Source organism: Cytobacillus oceanisediminis (genome assembly GCF_003182355.1).
Lineage (GTDB): Bacteria > Bacillota > Bacilli > Bacillales > Cytobacillaceae > Cytobacillus > Cytobacillus oceanisediminis_A.
Map to the genome: position 1 here is coordinate 21,455 of NZ_QGTW01000010.1, position 18,816 is coordinate 40,270.

The window sequence follows — 18,816 nt, forward strand, 5'->3', positions numbered from 1 at the left end:
GGGGAGCAGATAGCATGCGTGTTGTAGTGCAGCGAAGCAAAAAAGCCAGCGTAACAGTTGGCGGCAAAACCGTTGGGAGCATCGAAAAAGGGTTTGTTTTGCTCGTTGGAGTCACCCATGAAGATAGTGAAGAAGATGCCGCTTTTTTAGCTGATAAAATTGCCAATCTCCGTGTCTTTGAAGATGAGAATGGGAAAATGAACTTATCCCTTCTGGATCTGGAGGGTGAAATCCTTTCAGTCTCCCAATTCACATTATATGGTGATTGCCGGAAAGGCCGCCGCCCGAATTTTATGGAAGCGGCAAAGCCCGATCATGCTATAATCATTTATGAAGCATTTAACAGGTTCTTAGAAGAAAAAGGCCTGAGGGTAGAAACCGGAGAATTCGGCGCCATGATGGATGTTAAGCTGACCAACGACGGCCCTGTTACTTTGATTCTTGAAAGCAAATAAGCTGAAACTGTAATCATTGCGTCTTTTAAACTGATTGCTAGTTGAACCGATTTTGTCAAAACTGGCAGTGCTCCCTCCCTTTGAATTTGGATTGCTTTACGTTTAGTATGGAGGCTTATTGCCCAGTAGACTGCGTTAATTTCAGCAGCTCTTTCATAGAGCTGTTTTTTTTACAGCAAAAGCCCCGGCCAATTTGGCCGGGGCTTTTAGTTCTAATTTTTAAAATAACGTGCAAGTCCCTGATAAATTCCTGCAGCAACAGATTGTTGATATTGACCTGACGTGATAAGGATTTCTTCGGCAGGGTTACTCAAGTAACCAAGCTCCAGAAGCACAGCATTACGCTTATTTTCTCTTATCACGTGATAGTCTCCCAACCGGTAACCCCGATCCCTTAAGTTTGTCAAGGAGGTTACATTGGAATGGATATTGGCTGCCAGATTCTTTTGAAAGGAATGATGATAATAGGTTGTCATTCCCCTTACAGTACGATCCGCGATACTATCATAATGGATGCTGATGAAAGCATCGGCATTATAGTAGTGGGAGACACCTACTCTTGAGGGAAGAGGAAGATAAGAATCACTGTTTCTGGTAAGAATGACATTCGCTCCTGCAGCCCTTAATTTATCGTAGAGCAGTTGTGCCGTTCTTAGCGTTAGGGTCTTTTCAAGTGTTCCTCTAGCTCCTGTAGTCCCGTTATCTCTGCCGCCATGGCCTGGATCCAGGACGATAGTTTTATTTTTTAAATGCATTTCTGCACCCGGCTTCTCCACTTTAGGAGCCGAACCATTCACAGATACAATCCATCCGGCCACAAAACCGGTTTCGCCGTTTGGAAGACTTAGTTCGTACCAATCATTTTGCAGTCTGATAATATCGAAGCTATCTCCTTTATTTGCCCTGTGGATGACAGAAGATTGGGTGCTGGCGCTTTTTCTGATGTTTGATCCATTATGTAAAATAACTGCAGTACTCCCGTTTACAGGATGCTGGGCAGAACTGGATTTTTCCGCTGCTGTTTTCTCAAGAAACCAGCTTGCTACCCAGCCGTAAGATCCGGATTGATACTCTATTTTTGACCAATTGTTCATTTCCTCAAGAATGGTAAAGGATTGCCTTTTTGAAACAGAACCTATAGGTTTCCCGTTTAATGAACCTTTATTTCTGACTGTCAAAGCCGTAGCGGTAACCGTGCCTGTTTGACCGGTATTAGGCTGTTTCGTATTGCTTCCCCCTGATTGGGAGCTTTGCACCTTAATATATTGGCTGCTGATCCAGCCGGTATTTCCTGAAAATGAAATTTCCGTCCAGCTGCCATTTTGCGAAGTAACTGTTACGATGTCTCCAGTATTAAGCTTCCCGATTACACTGCCCTGAAGCGAAGGTTTGCTTCTGATATTAAGCGAGTTTGCAGTAATTTTCCCGGTTTTGCCGGTGCTGACATTTGAAGTATTTTTCTTTTTGCTGCTGACCTGGACGTATTCACTGGAAACCCATCCATCCCCATAGGGTGTTTGGAGCTTAATCCAGCTGCCTTTACTATCTTGTATCTTATAGGCAGCTCCTTTATGTACTGTTCCCAAAACAGCATAACCGGTACCAGGGCCTTTTCGCACCCTTAGGCCATCTGTTGTGACCAATGCTTGTGAACTATTTCCGTCCATTGCTGGAGTTCCCTGGCTGGAAGCATTTAAGGAAACGAGCCAGCTGGCTACCCAGCCTTTTTTTCCTTGAAAACCGATTTCAATCCACTCTCCCTTTTGGGAAAGTATGTTAAATCGGTCGTCTTTTTGGGCCTGTCCTAAAATAGGGTAACTTAAGCCAGGGCCTTGACGAACATTTAGATTATGAGTGCTGATCGTTACAGCTGTTCCCTCGGCCTTTACCGGTTCTTCCAGCTGTATTAATCCAGACATAAGGATAATGCAAATTGCCAGAATGATTGATCTCCTTTTCTGCAATACATTTCCTCCTTTCGCAATAATTTCAGTTACTATCAAAAACTTTTTTACTTTTCCTTATCTAAAAGAAAAACAAACAAGACTCTGATAGTCAAGATATCTTTGGTACTAATCATGTTTTTCCTGCTCCTAAAATTACTTCTGCTTCGAGTATTAATTCCTTTTTTTTATCGGTTTTTAAGTCGGCAATTTTAGCAGAGATTAAATTTGCCGGATTATGAAACATTTCTTTTATAAATGGAAAGAATATAGCAGACTACATAACAAAGGGTGAATGCTATGAGATTTGGAGATAAAGGAATGTCGGCTCAATCAGGGGAAAATCAGCTTTTTGGAGTTGATTTCCATGATTTTATCCAGAAAGAGCAAAGCTCGAATATGATTGAGCTTGCCTCTGAGTTTGGTTTAACTCTGAAGGATGTCCGAAAGCTGAAAAAGAAGCTGGAGCGCTCTTAATATAATTCAGTCTTGACATTGATGAAGATGCTCCGTATTATAATATAAATAAAATGACATATAACAATTAAATGTTTAGCTGCAGCGCCTAGGGGTTCGAGGTCATCAGTCAATCCAGCAAGATGGTAAAGTACAACCTTCCTGCTGGCTTGTCTTATGCTTGCCGCCCCTTATCAAGGCGCTTCCGCTTTTCGATAAACCATTGATGGAGAAGAGTAGTTAAACCCCACATGAATAGAGAGAAGATGCCGCTGGCTGAAAGCATTTTCACATGATGATTTAACGAAAGAACACTTCGTAGGTTTCTCTCTGAAACAGGCATTGCCTCTAGTAGGAGCTGAACGTTAACAGGCGTTAACTGTAAAAGAGGAAGTCCTTTTAATAGGTCTTCAACTAGGGTGGCACCACGGGAATTCCAAACTCTCGTCCCTTGTATTTATATACAAGGAGGCGGGAGTTTTTTTATTTTTAGCTGTGTTAAAGCTTATTGTTGATTTTAGCACCCTGTTGATTGGAGTGGAAGGTGCGAGATCCTCGGAAATGCTGACACATTTCCTTCGTGCGGTGTTTATTCGAGGAAGCTTATTCAATGTCATGCGGGAGAAGCGTGTTAACGGGAGACCCCACAGGTGCGAATGCACCGGGGAGCGTCGGACCGCCCGCGTTCGCTGAGTACCTGGAGCGGAAATCAACAGGCAAATTTAACAGAGCCTTATTTTTGAGGATGTTCAAAAAGTCCTGGGGAAATAGCAATCAGGTTCTATTTTGTTCCTTTTTGAACGCATTCCTTAAATACATAAATTTTATCATTTTTGCATTAGGAGGAAATTTTTATGTCAATTCGAATACCGAGAGGAACTCAGGATATTCTTCCAGGGGAAGTAGAAAAATGGCAGCTGATTGAAGATAAAGCCAGAGAGCTTTGTGAAAGGTTTCAATACCGTGAAATCAGGACGCCAATTTTTGAACATACAGAATTATTTTTGCGCAGTGTGGGTGATACAACCGATATCGTCCAGAAAGAAATGTATACCTTTGAAGATCGCGGAGGGCGCAGTCTCACACTTCGGCCAGAGGGAACAGCCTCAACTGTCAGATCGTTTGTGGAACATAAGATGCATGGTGATGCGAACCAGCCTGTAAAGCTTTATTATATGGGGCCGATGTTCCGCTATGAACGGCCGCAGGCAGGGCGTTTCCGCCAGTTTGTACAATTCGGTGTAGAAGCTATTGGGAGTGCCGATCCTGCAATTGATGCAGAGGTCATTGCACTTGCTATGTCACTATATCAGAGCATGGGCTTAAAGAAGCTGAAATTGATCGTAAATAGCCTTGGCGATAAAGAAAGCAGGACTGCACACAGGGAAGCATTAATAAATCATTTTCAGCCTCGAATCGGAGAGTTTTGCTCCGATTGCCAGAATCGCCTTGAGAAAAATCCAATGCGCATCCTGGACTGCAAGCAGGACCGTGATCATGAACTGATGACATCAGCGCCCTCAATCATTGATTATTTAAACGATGATTCCAAGGCTTATTTTGAAAAGGTCCAAAAATATTTGCAGAACCTCGGCATTGACTTCAATGTCGACCCTAATCTCGTTCGAGGACTGGATTATTATAATCATACCGCATTTGAAATCATGAGCGATTCAGAAGGCTTTGGGGCAATCACGACTCTATGCGGCGGCGGACGTTACAATGGCCTTACAGAGGAAATCGGCGGTCCGGAAGCGCCAGGGATTGGGTTTGCCTTGAGTATTGAGCGGTTTATTGCAGCACTTGAAGCCGAGAAGGTAGAGCTTCCACTAAATAAGGGGGTTGATTGCTACCTTGTATCTTTGGGCGAAGAAGCGAAGGATTATACAGTTGGCCTTCTGCAAAAGCTCCGGATAGCGGGATTCTCTGCTGAAAGAGATTATCTGGACCGGAAAATAAAGGCTCAGTTTAAAGCTGCAGATCGTGCCAATGCGAAGTTCGTTGCAGTTTTGGGCGAGGATGAGCTAAAAGCTAATAAAATCAATGTAAAATCAATGGAATCAGGTGAACAAACAGAGGTTGAACTTGATTCATTTATAGAGAAATTTACAGGGCTTTATAAATCATAAAATTCAGCGTCTTAAGAACAGTATGGGAGGAATAAGAATGTTTGGGCGAACGTATTTTTGCGGGGAAGTAACAGAAGAGGCAATTGGAGAAAAAGTTAACTTAAAAGGATGGGTACAAAAACGCCGCGATTTGGGCGGACTTATTTTTATCGATCTTCGCGACCGTACAGGGATCGTTCAGGTTGTGTTCAATCCAGAGGTTTCACCAGAGGCACTTGCAGCAGCGGAAAAAGTAAGAAATGAATTTGTGCTTGATATAGAGGGGAAAGTTATTGCACGTGAAGAAGGCACTTTCAATGAGAACCTTAAAACAGGCCGCATTGAAATCCAAGCTGAGAAAATCACCATTATTAATGAAGCAAAAACACCTCCTTTCGTGATTGATAATAAGGCAGATGTTTCGGAAGATGTCCGGCTTAAATACCGTTACTTGGATTTAAGAAGGCCAGTAATGTTTGATACCTTTAAGATGCGTCATCAGGTAACAAAAGCAATGAGGGATTTCCTGGATAGCGAAGAATTCCTTGATGTCGAAACACCTATCTTAACAAAAAGCACACCGGAAGGCGCACGTGATTATTTAGTTCCAAGCCGGGTGCATCCGGGGGAATTTTATGCATTGCCACAATCTCCGCAAATCTTTAAACAGCTTTTAATGGTTGGAGGATTTGAACGTTACTATCAAATTGCGCGATGCTTCCGGGATGAAGATTTGCGCGCAGACCGCCAGCCTGAATTTACTCAGGTCGACATCGAAATGAGCTTCATGAGCCAGGATGAAATCATAGGCTTAATGGAAAACATGATGAAAAAGATCATGAAAGAAGTCAAAGGCATGGATGTGCAATTGCCATTCCCTCGCATGTCCTATCAAGATGCAATGGACCGTTTTGGTTCCGACAAGCCGGATACCCGCTTTGGAATGGAACTAACCGACCTATCAGAAATCGTAAAAGAGTCGAGCTTTAAAGTATTTGCAGGAGCAGTATCTTCAGGCGGACAAGTAAAAGCGATTAATGTAAAAAATGCCGCAGGCAAGTATTCACGAAAAGATATTGATGCTTTGACAGAATTTGTTGCCGTTTATGGAGCAAAAGGGCTTGCCTGGCTAAAGGCAGAAGAAGACGGATTAAAAGGACCGATTGCTAAATTCGTGACTGAGGAAGAACAGAAGGCGTTTTACGCTGCTTTATCTGTAGAACCTGGTGACCTTTTGTTATTTGTGGCAGATAAGATAAATGTTGTGGCAGATGCACTTGGCGCTTTAAGGTTAAAGCTGGGAAAAGAGCTTGATCTTATTGACCATAGCAAGTTTAACTTCCTTTGGGTTACCGACTGGCCGCTCCTTGAGTACGATGAGGAAGAAGGGCGCTATTATGCAGCCCACCATCCGTTTACTATGCCGGCTAGAGAGGATTTGGAGTTGCTTGATAAAGATCCTTCCCAGGTCCGCGCTCAGGCATATGACCTTGTATTAAATGGATACGAGCTAGGCGGAGGTTCCTTGCGTATTTTTGAAAGAGAAGTACAAGAGAAAATGTTCAGTATTCTCGGGTTCTCTAAGGAAGAAGCAGTTGAACAATTTGGATTCCTGCTGGAAGCTTTTGAATACGGAACCCCTCCACATGGAGGAATTGCCCTTGGCTTGGATAGACTTGTTATGCTGCTGGCAGGCAGAACAAATCTTCGCGATACCATTGCCTTCCCGAAAACAGCTAGTGCAAGCTGTATCCTTACAGACGCGCCAGGTGAAGTAAGTAAAGCTCAGCTTAATGAGCTGAATTTGGCACTTAATTTTAAAAAAAGTGAGTAATGTCCTACACAATCCAGACAAGTAAATAAATAATAAACTTTCCAGAAAAATAAACTGGGAAGATGCTCCTGATTTTCGATTTATTTTCCGTAAGTTGAGGAAAAAAATGGATAAGGGGAGGGTGTTTGCTCAGCTTTTCCAGCTTGAAAAAGCAGAGGCCATATGGTATGATCAAGACAAATAATAAATAAAGAGTCCTGATGTGTTCGTTGTAAAACCTGAAATTTTGACCAACATTATTCCTTCGGGAGTCCGGAGTTTTCCAGCAGCGTAAATGCCTCATGGATGAGGACTTACAAACGCAGGAAACAGGACACCCACCTGCTGAGTGCGGGTTCAAAACGAGGGCATCAATAGCGACGGCACGATTGGGACTCTTTAATACATACGATTTAAAATCCATGCATCGACTGCATGGATTTTTTGTGTATTCTAAAAGCCTGCCGAAGTGGCAGGCTTTTAATCTCTACGATTTTGCTTTGCGAAACTCAGAGGCAATATTATTTATAATATCCTGAACTGGGAGAATTTCTTTAATTTCCGCAACGCGGGAGCCGGCAAAAACCAGGCCGTTTTCTACGTCGCCGCCAACGGATTTTAGCAGTGAATCCAGTGTACAAAAACGGTATGAGCAGTTTTTTAAACAATCATGGCATTTGTGTATTTTCAGTTTATCTGTACCGGCGATAAGATTTGTAAACTTGTTTTTTATGGCTCTTCCCTGCAGTCCCACAGTGGTCTTTACCAGTACAGTATCGCCTTCCTGGGCACTTACATATCTTTCTTTAAATGATAATGGGGCATCACATTCCTCGCTTGCAACAAACCGCGTTCCTATTTGTACACCGGAAGCTCCCATATCCAGGGCTTTTGCAAGATCCTTTCCTGTTAAAATACCACCGGCTGCAATGACGGGGATATTTACTGCTTTAACAACCTCTGGCAGAATATCAAATAATGGCTTGTCTGTTCCCAAATGTCCGCCTGCCTCGTGCCCTTCCACTACCACAGCCGATGCACCCAGCCTTTCCGAAAGCCGTGCAAGCTTTGCAGAAGAAACAATCGAAATGACCGGCACTTCATATTCCTTTCCCCATGTATACATGTCACGTGAGATACCTGCGCCCGAAATAATGAAATCGACTTTTTCTTCCAATGCGGCTTTCATTTTTTCTGCAAAATCATTCATGGCGAATAGCACATTTACACCTATATAGCCAGCCTCCGTTTTTAATTGGTTCCGGGCCTTTTTTATATGCATTCTTAATTCTTCTGTGGAAATGCCAGTACCGGAGATAATTCCAATTCCTCCCGCATTCGCAACTGCTGATGCAAGTCCGCTAAGAGAGATGCCTACCCCCATGCCTCCTTGAAGAATGGGAACCCTGGGCTTCATATGGCCGATTTGTAATTGTGGCAGATTCATTGTTCAACCTCTTTTCTAAATTTTATTAGTACGTCTGAGGGCATCTTAGCATTAAATTTTAAAAAAAGATGTGACTTTTATTACCTAGTCATATAACTTGATGACTAAATTTGGGTTATTTTATCATTATTAATCCTATAGAACTACTTGTTTTAATATTGAAGTATGATATATTCATTATCGGGTAATAGATAATGAATGCTTTACTTTTTAATAACTTGTTATGGAGTTGATATAAATGCTTCACCAATTTTCAAGAAATGAATTGGCTATTGGCAAGGAAGGCCTTGAAATTATGAAAGACAGTACGGTTGCTGTCCTTGGAATCGGAGGGGTAGGTTCCTTTGCAGCTGAAGCACTAGCCCGTTCCGGGGTTGGCCGGCTTGTGCTTGTAGACAAAGATGATGTGGATATTACAAATGTTAACCGGCAGGTCATCGCTTTGTTATCAACCGTAGGAAAACCAAAAGTTGAATTGATGAAGGAAAGAATTATGGATATTAATCCTGACTGTGAAGTGATTGCTCTGAAAATGTTTTATACTGAGGAAACCTATGAGCAATTCTTTGATTATGGCTTGGATTTTGTGGTAGACGCATCTGATACGATTTCTTACAAAATTCATTTAATTAGAGAATGTCTGAATAGGAATATTCCGATGATTTCCAGCATGGGTGCTGCAAACAAAATGGATCCAACGAGGTTCCAGGTTGCTGATATATTTAAAACGCATACTGACCCAATTGCGAAGGTCATCCGGACACGCTTGCGAAAAGAAGGAATCCGCAAAGGAATCCCGGTTGTATTCTCAGATGAAAGCCCAATCGTCATCCGAGAAGATGTCCGTAAAACAGTCGGAAAAGATGATGCCGAAATCAGAAAAGCAAAGATGCCTCCATCTTCAAACGCATTTGTCCCATCTGTCGCTGGACTAATCATGGCGAGCTATGTAGTAAGACAGCTATTAAGGGATATTAAAATTTCACGTGTGAATGACTGAAAAAGACCGGCTGGGTAAGCCGGTCTTTTTGTGAAGGGCTAGAGTTTTAGTATGGAGTTTTGGAGGCTAAACCAATAGGGCACATGATAGTTGCTGGACATAACCGAAGCAGCTTGCGCACGTAAACGTGCATAAAAAGGATAACCCCATACGCAAGCAGGAAGAGTCTGCGTCTAAATTTTTTGATCTTGCTCACAAACATAGTATCCGCGCGTAATGACCAGAAACTAGCGCGTAAAAGGGATAACCCGGGCGTAAGTAGGAAGAGCCCACGCCTAGCTTGCTGATCTCCGCGCACAAACGAAGCCGACGCGCGTAAAAAGGAAAGATCCGCCCGCAAAGGAAAAAATCCGCGCCTAAAATTGTTGAACTCAGCCAGCAAATAAAGCCACCTTGGAATGAATCCAGAAATTCACGCCCGAAAAGAAAACGATCCCTCGGAACATTCCCCCTGAAAATATCCAGCTCTTTTAATGAACAGCTCTTTTATCCTCTATACCCTCTTGTTTAAGCAAATGATCGGCTTCTTTCAGGATCCCGGTCATCTCTTCGTATTGCAGAAGCTCTTTTTCAAATGCTTTTCTCTTATCATCAAGGTTGATTTTTAACTGTTCATTCAACAACTTTAATTGGGCATGTTCTTCATTCAGCAGTTTATTTTGTTTAAGCAGTTCAGAATCGGGCTGTGTTTTTGCAAAATTCTTTAAGAAGCGAATGACTTGGTCCAAGCTTGTAAGGGGAGCAGTTTTGAAATCATTGCTTGACTGCTTGACCGTATTGCCGCTTGAATCAACTTCAGCTGCTGGTAAAGAACTTTCTCTTTTTAATACAGCGTTCCAGCGATATTGGCATGCCGAAACTGTCCGTCCGAGTTCACTGCTCGCTTTTTTGAAAGCTGATGCTTTAGAATCGCCATTGGATGTATACTCAAGGACCGTTTCTTTTAAAAACTTATCCTCCTCTGGTTTCCATAAGTCTTTCCGTTCCTTCATTCCATTCACCACCTCGAAAATACGATTATAACTATAGGCTTATCGTCACCCTTATAAATGAAAATATTCCATTCTCAGAAGGTGAAAGGTAAAATAGCAAATAGAGTAAAATGAAGTGATTTTCCCTATATTAAAGTGATCTGAAAAGCCGAACTTTAAAGAGTGAGAGGAGAATATAAATGGATACCCTCGTGGAAATACAGGATGTTACAAAAGTAATTAAAAGGAGGACGATAATTAATTCTGTCAGTTTTGAAGTGAAAAAAGGTGAGGTATTTGGGTTCCTGGGTCCCAACGGTGCCGGTAAAACGACAACCATTCGCATGATGGTTGGCTTGATAGGCATTACATCAGGTGATATTAAAATACTTGGAAGCAGCATCAAAACTGATTTTGAAAAAGCAATTTCTCATATAGGAGCGATTGTAGAGAATCCTGAAATGTATAAGTTTTTGTCGGGTTATCAGAATCTCGTCCATTATGCACGGCTGTCAAAAGGAGTTACTAAGGAGAAGATAGAAGAGACGGTTGAGCTGGTGGGTCTGACTGATCGTATACATGATAAGGTTAGGACCTACTCTCTTGGTATGAGACAGAGGCTTGGATTGGCACAATGTTTATTGCATGATCCTAAAATCCTTATATTGGATGAACCTACAAATGGGCTGGATCCAGCTGGAATAAGAGAGATTCGGGATCACTTAAGGATGCTGGCAAGGGAACGTGATATGGCAGTCATCGTATCAAGCCATTTATTATCCGAGATGGAAATGATGTGTGATCGGATCGGCATTATTCAAAATGGAAAGCTGATTGATGTTCAGCACATCAATGATTTTGTACAGGGAGAAGAAAAGATTTATGAAATAGAAGTGGACCATCCTGAGAAAGCCGTCAGTTTATTAAAAGGTGCACAGCCTCACATTTCTGTCCAGCTAACAGAAAATAGTGTGCTTCTGCCTCTTGTCCGTGATGATATACCGAACCTGATTAAGAATTTTGTTCAAGCAGATATTAATATATTTGCTGTCCGTGAAGTAGCTAGAACACTTGAGGATCGCTTCCTGGAAGTAACGGAATACAAGGAGGATGCCGGCAATGCTTAGGCTAATACAAAATGAATGGATGAAAATATTTAGGCGTTCAGGCACATATGTTATGTTAGGCATGCTCTTAATCATGACGACTGTTGCCGGTGCATTTATCAAATATCAGGAAAGCGGTGGGACAGTCCCGGATAATTCCGAATGGAAAAGAGGGCTGCAAACACAAAATGAAAGCTATCAAAAGCAGCTTGATGAAATGGGGGAAATGGCTCCCAGAGAAATGAAGGAACAATATCAAAGAGAAATAGCCATTAATGAATACAGGATAGAGAATGACATTTCCCCTAACCAGGATTACTCAATTTGGGGATTTGTGACAGATACCTCACAGCTTATTGAATTTGCAGGTTTGTTTACAATTATCATCGCCGGCGGAATCGTTGCGAGTGAGTTTAATTGGGGAACCATTAAGCTATTATTAATCAGGCCGATAAAAAGGGGGAAGATCCTGGCGTCAAAGTATATAACTGTTGTACTTTTCGGTTTAATGACGCTGTTCATCCTCTTTGCGTATTCAGCGATTCTTGGGGTGCTTCTTTTTGGAATGCCGGAGAAAGCAGCGCCTTATTTGAACTATTACAATGGTACCGTTAAAGAACAAAGCATGGCTATTCATTTGATTATCTTCTACGGCCTGAAATCAATTAATATGCTTATGCTTGCAACGATGGCCTTTATGATTTCAGCTGTTTTTAGAAACAGTTCACTTGCGATTGGACTTTCCTTATTTCTTATGTTTATGGGAGGTCAGGTTACAAGGCTGATTTCAATGAAATTTGACTGGGCAAAGTATAGCCTATTTGCCAATACTGATCTTTTGCAATATTTTGAAGGAGTTCCTATGGTACAAGGTATGACACTAGGCTTTTCGATCATGATGATTTTCATATATTTTCTGTTTTTCCAGGCTCTTGCTTTTTATGTGTTTAAAAAGAGGGATGTCGCTGCGTAAAAGAAAGGGAATGCTGTATTAACGATTTGGACCTATTGAGAGGCAGGTATGTGATGCCAGCAAAAATCCTGACTCGATAAAATGTTTTTTTGGTTAAGTTGATGATATTTGTAGTGAGTAGAAGATACATTGGCGGAGTTGATGATAAGTTTCATTAACTGCAAGAAGTGAGTGTTCAATCAAAGCTTTTTATACTCTTCTCCCATTTATTCGCTTGAAAGATTATTTAATTTGACCTGCCTGCAAAAATAATTAAGTATTTCATTCAATTCTTAAGTAAAAACCAATTTTATCAGGAAAATGATATATACATCCAAAAAAGGGTCTGGCGTCCGCCAGACTCTTTTTATGATTTGGCTGTGTTAAAGCTAAATGTTGATTTTAGCACCCTGTTGATTGGAGCGGAAGATGCGAGACTCCTGCGGGAGTGCGGATCAAAGGGAGATCCCGCAGGCGCATGTCGCCGAGGAGGCTCCTGGTTCGCCCGCGGTTCGCTGAGTGCCTGGAGCGGAAATCAACAGGCAAGTTTAACAGAACCTAAGATTTTAAAAGCTTATCATATACTGCAGCTAAAGCCTGCTCAAATTTTCCTGTTTTCTTAGGCTGGTAATATATTTTGTTTTTAATTCTGTCAGGCAGGTATTGCTGCTTGACCCAGCCGGTTTCATAGTCATGCGGGTATAGATAATCAATGCCTCTTCCAAGTTCTTTTGCACCTTTATAGTGTGCATCCTTTAGGTGGTCAGGGACTTCACCGCTTTTTCCTGCCCGAATGTCTGCAAGGGCTGCATCCAATGCTTTATAGGCCGAATTGGATTTAGGGGAAAGGCAAAGTTCTATCACAGCATTGGCGAGCGGAATTCTAGCTTCCGGAAAACCGATCCTTTCCGCTGTTTTAATGGCTGCCAGGGTCCTGGCTCCAGCTTGCGGTGAGGCGAGTCCAATATCTTCATAGGCAATGACAAGCAGGCGTCTGCCGATGCTCTGGAGGTCGCCGGCTTCAATTAATCTGCCTAGATAATGCAAGGCCGCATTAACATCGCTTCCCCTGATGGATTTTTGGAAACCGGATAATACATCATAATGGGCATCTCCATCTTTATCATGGGTGAAGCTTTTACGCTGAATGCACTCTTCAGCAATAGACAAATCAATTCTTATAATGCCGTCTTCATCAGCTTTTGTAGACATAACAGCAAGTTCCAAAGCATTTAGCGAGCTTCTGACATCGCCATTGGATACAGTTGCAAGATGGGTTAAAGCTTCGTCGGTTATCACGGTATCTCTATCGCCAAGGCCTCGCTCTTTATCCTTTAATGCTCTTGTCAGCGCTTCTTTTATATTTTCAACTGATAACGGCTTCAGTTCAAAAATTTGGCATCTGCTTCTTATCGCCGGATTTATGGCATGATATGGGTTGCTTGTAGTGGCTCCAATTAACGTGATGCTGCCGTTTTCGAGATGGGGAAGCAGGAAATCCTGTTTTCCTTTATCCAGCCTATGGACTTCATCCAGCAAAAGAATAACCTTGCCCGACATTTTTGCCTCAGCTGCAACAACCTCCATATCCTTTTTATTGTTGGTAACAGCATTTAATGTTCGGAAAGCATATTTTGTACTTCCTGCTATGGCGCTCGCAATGGAGGTTTTTCCAATTCCCGGCGGTCCATATAGGATCATGGAGGACAGCTGTTTGGCCTGTACCATTCGATATATGATTTTCCCTTCAGAAACAAGATGCTCCTGTCCAATGATTTCCTCAATCGTTCTCGGCCGCATGCGAAATGCGAGAGGCTTAATGCTCAAAGTAATCACTCCAACTTTTAACAGGCTTTTAACCTATTCATTCTTTAATACTCAGCAGGCAAAATAGCTGGTGAGCTCTTTCGCTTTATAATTTAAGATACCATAATATATCTCACTGCAAAATGAATATAGCCTTAGGGGTGTAATAATGCCCGGTCAGTGCACTCCCGCCCCTTTTCCCCCTAAAATATGCTATAATGTCAAAAGTCTATAATATTACTAAGGAAAAAAATTTTATATACATGTCCGGCGGGGAGCGTAAGGCACATGGTTCTGAAAAATAAAGGGCAGATTGGCCCAAGGTTTTTGGTGTATTTAATCGGGCTGCTCGTCATGAGCCTTGGGATTGTTTTATTAATTATGGCTGATATAGGGGCAACTCCCTGGGATGTACTCCATGTCGGATTGTACTACCAGCTTGGGCTGACAATTGGAAGCTGGTCAATCGTTGTAGGGATCTTGATTTTAACGATTGCCGCACTCATTTTAAAAGAATTTCCACAGGTTGGGGCTTTTTTGAATATGGTGCTCATTGGGTTATTTATTGACTTATATTTACTATTGCCATTTATGCATACACCGAATGCATGGGGCGGTAAGATAGCCATGTTTTCATTCGGAATTGTCACATACTGTTATGGAATGGGGCTGTATATCTCAGCACAGCTGGGTGCAGGCCCTCGGGATAGCCTGATGATCGCGTTAACTGCAAAGACTGGCTGGAAGGTCAGGAATGTGAGAGCCTTAATGGAGGTTATCGTTTTGGTCATTGGATGGCAGCTTGGCGGGCCTGTTTTTTGGGGCACTGTTGTGCTCAGCTTATTGGTTGGCCCGATTGTTGGGGTTGCTTTGCCGCAGTGCCAGGCTTTAACCGACCGATTTTTGGCAAAGCTTAAAGATGATAGGGAAATCTATATAAATCGAATGTTGAAAGAAAAGAATAGAGGTGCCAGTTGATGAAAATATCCACTAAAGGCCGTTATGGGTTAACCATTATGATTGAATTAGCAAAAAAACATGGAGAGGGTCCTACCTCCTTGAAATCTATTGCCCAAACAAATGACTTGTCTGAGCATTACCTGGAGCAGCTCATTGCTCCGCTTCGAAACGCCGGGCTTGTTAAAAGTATCCGCGGAGCTTATGGAGGCTATATTTTGGGAAATGACCCAACAAAAATAACAGCGGGTGACATTATCAGGGTTCTGGAAGGGCCTATCAGTCCGGTAGAAGGCATTGAAGATGAAGAGCCTGCAAAGAGAGAGCTTTGGATGCGCATTCGCGATGCGGTTAAAGATGTGCTCGATAACACGACTCTTGAAGATCTTGCGAGCCATACAGACGCAGGCGAATCGGATGCTTATATGTTTTATATTTAGGCTAGTTAAATCTTATTGCTGATTTTGGCACCATGCTGATTTGGGCGGAACTCAACAGGCAGGTGTAACAGAGCTTATATTTAATAAAATCAAAACAAAACAGCCAGATTGGCAGCGTCTTAAAGAATTCGGCTGATAATGAGAATAATTCCTATTATTATAGGAAAAATGCAAGTAGCAGGACGAAAATAAGTAGGTGAAATAGATTGGAACGAATTTACCTTGACCATGCAGCAACATCTCCCATGCACCCGGGAGTGATAGACCGGATGACAGAGGTGATGAAAACCGAGTTCGGCAATCCGTCAAGCATCCACTTTTTTGGACGGAGTGCACGCCACATCATTGATGAGGCGCGTGCAGATTTAGCCAAAAGCATTGGTGCAAAGGCTAATGAAATTATTTTTACGAGCGGCGGAACGGAAGCCGATAATCATGCTATTTTCGGAGTAGCGGAATCGTATCGGCAAAAAGGGAAGCATATCATCACAACACAAATTGAACACCATGCAGTTTTGCATGCATGCGAACAGCTTGAGAAGCAAGGCTATGAAGTAACGTATTTGCCTGTGGATCAAGATGGGCGAGTTGCTGCAGAGAATGTTTCCAAAGCTTTAAGGGATGAAACAATACTTGTGACGATCATGTATGGGAATAATGAGGTAGGCACGATCCAGCCAATTAAGGAAATTGGAGAATTGCTGGCTGGCCATCCTGCAAAATTCCATACGGATGCAGTGCAGGCTTATGGTCTTGAAAGAATTGATGTCAATGAATTGGGAATTGATTTGCTGTCTGTATCCGCACATAAAATTAATGGGCCAAAAGGAATTGGCTTTTTGTATGCCCATCCGGATGTAAAGCTTTCTTCCCGGCTGTATGGAGGAGAACAGGAGAGGAAGCGCCGGGCAGGGACAGAAAATGTTCCTTCGATTGCAGGCTTCCAGGAAGCGGTACAAATTTCGCAGCAGGAAATAGATTCCAAACGGGAAGAATACAAGGCTTATAAAATGTTATTTATGAATAAGCTTAAACAGGAAGAAGTGGAATTTGAGCAAAACGGATCGCTTGATTATTCTCTGCCCCATGTTCTAAACTTAAGCTTTCCCGGAACAAACGTGGAAGCTATGCTTGTGAATCTTGATTTGTCAGGAATAGCAGCATCAAGCGGATCTGCTTGCACAGCGGGATCCATAGATCCATCTCATGTTCTTGTAAGCATGTTTGGAAAAGGGTCAGAGAAGCTGCAAAATTCTATCCGTTTCAGCTTTGGTCTTTTTAACACAAATGATCAAGTCGGCAGAGCAGCGGAAGATACAGCCAAAATCGTAAAGCGGCTGGCTAAATAGATGATATAGTTGAGAAAAACAAATGCATGGCATTTAGTGATCTGGTTCATGCATGTTCTTTCTTAAGGAATTGAGGTGAAATATAGATGCAAAAAGAACCGAAGGATACACGAGTTGTGGTTGGAATGTCCGGGGGCGTTGATTCTTCTGTTGCAGCCCTTCTTTTAAAGGAGCAAGGGTATGATGTAATAGGCATTTTTATGAAAAACTGGGATGATACCGACGAAAACGGCGTTTGTACAGCCACAGAAGATTATAACGATGTAATCCGGGTTTGCAACCAAATTGGCATTCCTTATTATGCAGTTAATTTTGAAAAGCAATATTGGGATAAGGTGTTTACATATTTCCTTGAGGAATATAAAGCAGGAAGGACGCCGAACCCTGATGTTATGTGCAATAAGGAAATTAAGTTTAAGGCATTCCTTGAGCATGCCATGAACCTTGGAGCTGATTATTTGGCTACCGGGCATTATGCCCGTGTAGAATTCAGGGACGGTGAGCATAAGATGCTTAGAGGCCTTGACGAAAACAAAGACCAAACGTATTTCCTGAACCAGTTAACACAGGAACAGCTTGAGAAAGTTATGTTTCCAATTGGCGATATTGAAAAATCAAAAGTACGCGAATTGGCAAAGGAAGCCGGTTTGGCAACAGCAGCCAAAAAAGATAGTACAGGTATCTGTTTTATAGGCGAGCGCAATTTCAAGGAGTTTCTAGGAAATTACTTGCCTGCGCAGCCTGGAAATATGGAGACGATGGACGGAGAAGTTGTCGGCAAGCATGATGGCCTGATGTATTATACGATCGGGCAGCGCCACGGCCTTGGCATCGGCGGGGCAGGTGAGCCATGGTTCGCAATCGGGAAAGATCTGAAGCGCAATGTTCTTTATGTGGGACAAGGCTTCCATAACGACAAGCTTTACTCTGATTCCATTGTTGCTGTTAATAATAGCTGGGTATCAAATGCTGAAAAGCCACAAGCCTTTGAATGTACAGCGAAGTTTAGATACCGCCAGGATGATAGCAAGGTAAAAGTTGAAATTCTGGAAGGCGGCAAGGTTAGAGTAATTTTTGACGAGCCAATCAGAGCCGTAACTCCTGGACAGGCTGTTGTCTTCTATAACGGCGATGAGTGCCTTGGAGGCGGTACAATTGACGAAATATATAAGGATGGAAAACAGCTGGATTATGTTGGGTAAGCATTGCTTGCTGAAAAAGCTGTAAAAGATTAAATGCCCCGATTCTTTTTCACAGAGTCGGGGTTTAATTTTGGTATACTCCGCTTGTAAAAGAGCAGTCAAAAATATGCTATACTTTCATTTGAATGGAGTGATCAATCATGGATAAAAACCAAATCGGTATTCAATATATGCAAGAAGGAAAATGGGAAGAAGCAGCGAAGATTTTTATGGAAGCGATCGAGGAAAATCCTTCGGATCCGGTCTCGTATATTAATTTTGGAAACGTGCTATCCGCTGTAGGAGAGAATGAAAAGGCCCTGAAGTTTTATGAAAAAGCAATAGGCCTTGATGAAAATGCCGGAGCTGCTTATTATAGCGCAGGTAACCTTTATTATGAAATGCAGCAATTTGACGAGGCAAAAAAAATGTTTGAAACAGCTATGAAAAAAGGGCTGGAAACTGGGGATAACTTTTTCATGCTCGGGATGGCGCTTGCGGCACTCGATCAGGGAAAACTGGCTTTACCCTATTTGCAGCGAAGTGCAGAATTGAATGAAAACGATGCGGAAGCCCATTTTCAATATGGCTTATGCCTCGCGCAATTAAATTATATTGATGAAGCCATTAAGCAAATGAAAAAGTGCATTGAAATAGAGCCAGAACATGCAGATGCCTTTTATAACCTTGGTGTAGCATATGGTTTTAAGGAACTGGAAGAAGAAGCGCTTGCCCACTTCAATAAGGCACTTGAGATTCAGCCGGACCATGTTTTGGCTGGTTATGGGAAAAAGCTTATTGAAAAAGGCGATACCGAATCGAAATAAGATAG

16 protein-coding genes, 1 other RNA gene and 1 other annotated feature are annotated in these 18,816 nt (G+C 42.3%); of the genes, 13 read left to right on the forward strand and 4 right to left on the reverse strand.

The window, feature by feature from the left end; all coding sequences use genetic code 11:
* Positions 1–14: 14 nt before the first annotated feature.
* A complete protein-coding gene (gene dtd / locus DFO73_RS17710; RefSeq protein WP_110066052.1) occupies positions 15–455 on the forward strand; it encodes a D-aminoacyl-tRNA deacylase in 441 nt (146 codons plus the stop codon).
* Positions 456–667: 212 nt separating this feature from the next.
* Here the strand turns inward: dtd and DFO73_RS17715 are convergent, their stop codons facing one another.
* Positions 668–2,419: an SH3 domain-containing protein gene (locus DFO73_RS17715; protein WP_181396048.1), complete on the reverse strand. Its 1,752-nt coding sequence runs from the start codon at positions 2,417–2,419 to the stop codon at positions 668–670.
* Positions 2,420–2,698: 279 nt separating this feature from the next.
* On the opposite strand from DFO73_RS17715, the gene DFO73_RS28770 reads away from it, so the two are divergent.
* The 4 genes from DFO73_RS28770 to ssrS all read left to right on the forward strand — a co-directional run bounded on the left by DFO73_RS28770 (position 2,699) and on the right by ssrS (position 7,175).
* A complete protein-coding gene (locus DFO73_RS28770; protein WP_181396049.1) occupies positions 2,699–2,875 on the forward strand; it encodes a hypothetical protein in 177 nt (58 codons plus the stop codon).
* Positions 2,876–3,068: 193 nt separating this feature from the next.
* Positions 3,069–3,309: a binding site (T-box leader), on the forward strand.
* A 399-nt stretch (positions 3,310–3,708) separates the two neighbouring features.
* Entirely contained in the window at positions 3,709–4,983 is a 1,275-nt protein-coding gene (gene hisS, locus DFO73_RS17720; protein ID WP_110066053.1) for a histidine--tRNA ligase, read from the forward strand.
* Positions 4,984–5,020: 37 nt separating this feature from the next.
* The gene (gene aspS / locus DFO73_RS17725; protein WP_110066054.1) at positions 5,021–6,796 is read left to right on the forward strand and encodes an aspartate--tRNA ligase; all 1,776 of its coding nucleotides are present in this window, start codon (positions 5,021–5,023) and stop codon (positions 6,794–6,796) included.
* A gap of 191 nt (positions 6,797–6,987) precedes the next feature.
* A non-coding RNA gene (gene ssrS, locus DFO73_RS17730) (6S RNA) lies at positions 6,988–7,175 on the forward strand.
* Positions 7,176–7,262: 87 nt separating this feature from the next.
* Here the strand turns inward: ssrS and DFO73_RS17735 are convergent.
* Positions 7,263–8,222: an NAD(P)H-dependent flavin oxidoreductase gene (locus DFO73_RS17735; protein WP_110066055.1), complete on the reverse strand. Its 960-nt coding sequence runs from the start codon at positions 8,220–8,222 to the stop codon at positions 7,263–7,265.
* 238 nt (positions 8,223–8,460) lie between these two features.
* On the opposite strand from DFO73_RS17735, the gene DFO73_RS17740 reads away from it, so the two are divergent.
* Positions 8,461–9,222: a tRNA threonylcarbamoyladenosine dehydratase gene (locus DFO73_RS17740; RefSeq protein WP_110066056.1), complete on the forward strand. Its 762-nt coding sequence runs from the start codon at positions 8,461–8,463 to the stop codon at positions 9,220–9,222.
* A gap of 470 nt (positions 9,223–9,692) precedes the next feature.
* Here DFO73_RS17740 and DFO73_RS17750 read toward each other — a convergent pair whose 3' ends face one another.
* On the reverse strand, positions 9,693–10,214 hold the full coding sequence (locus tag DFO73_RS17750) for a hypothetical protein (RefSeq protein WP_110066058.1): 522 nt from the start codon (positions 10,212–10,214) through the stop codon (positions 9,693–9,695).
* 179 nt (positions 10,215–10,393) lie between these two features.
* Between DFO73_RS17750 and DFO73_RS17755 the strand changes: the two genes are divergently transcribed.
* Together DFO73_RS17755 and DFO73_RS17760 are read left to right on the forward strand one after the other, a co-directional pair.
* Positions 10,394–11,320 carry an ABC transporter ATP-binding protein gene (locus tag DFO73_RS17755; RefSeq protein ID WP_110066059.1) on the forward strand — a complete coding sequence of 309 codons (927 nt, stop codon included), beginning with the start codon at positions 10,394–10,396 and terminating at the stop codon, positions 11,318–11,320.
* The gene (locus DFO73_RS17760) at positions 11,313–12,272 is read left to right on the forward strand and encodes an ABC transporter permease (protein ID WP_110066060.1); all 960 of its coding nucleotides are present in this window, start codon (positions 11,313–11,315) and stop codon (positions 12,270–12,272) included. The genes DFO73_RS17755 and DFO73_RS17760 overlap by 8 nt, the downstream gene beginning before the upstream one ends.
* Positions 12,273–12,809: 537 nt before the next feature.
* Here the strand turns inward: DFO73_RS17760 and DFO73_RS17765 are convergent.
* Positions 12,810–14,078 (reverse strand): replication-associated recombination protein A, encoded by a 1,269-nt coding sequence (locus DFO73_RS17765; RefSeq protein WP_110066061.1) that lies wholly within the window; start codon positions 14,076–14,078, stop codon positions 12,810–12,812.
* Between the two features lie 267 nt (positions 14,079–14,345).
* Here DFO73_RS17765 and DFO73_RS17770 point away from each other — a divergent pair, with 267 nt between their 5' ends.
* The 5 genes from DFO73_RS17770 to DFO73_RS17790 all read left to right on the forward strand — a co-directional run bounded on the left by DFO73_RS17770 (position 14,346) and on the right by DFO73_RS17790 (position 18,811).
* Entirely contained in the window at positions 14,346–15,035 is a 690-nt protein-coding gene (locus tag DFO73_RS17770) for a YczE/YyaS/YitT family protein (protein WP_110066062.1), read from the forward strand.
* Entirely contained in the window at positions 15,035–15,454 is a 420-nt protein-coding gene (gene cymR / locus DFO73_RS17775) for a cysteine metabolism transcriptional regulator CymR (protein ID WP_110066063.1), read from the forward strand. The genes DFO73_RS17770 and cymR overlap by 1 nt, the downstream gene beginning before the upstream one ends.
* 206 nt (positions 15,455–15,660) lie before the next feature.
* The gene (locus tag DFO73_RS17780) at positions 15,661–16,803 is read left to right on the forward strand and encodes a cysteine desulfurase family protein (RefSeq protein WP_110066064.1); all 1,143 of its coding nucleotides are present in this window, start codon (positions 15,661–15,663) and stop codon (positions 16,801–16,803) included.
* Positions 16,804–16,889: 86 nt separating this feature from the next.
* A complete protein-coding gene (gene mnmA, locus DFO73_RS17785; protein WP_110066065.1) occupies positions 16,890–18,005 on the forward strand; it encodes a tRNA 2-thiouridine(34) synthase MnmA in 1,116 nt (371 codons plus the stop codon).
* A 140-nt stretch (positions 18,006–18,145) separates the two neighbouring features.
* Positions 18,146–18,811 carry a tetratricopeptide repeat protein gene (locus DFO73_RS17790; RefSeq protein WP_110066066.1) on the forward strand — a complete coding sequence of 222 codons (666 nt, stop codon included), beginning with the start codon at positions 18,146–18,148 and terminating at the stop codon, positions 18,809–18,811.
* The last annotated feature ends 5 nt before the right edge of the window (positions 18,812–18,816 follow it).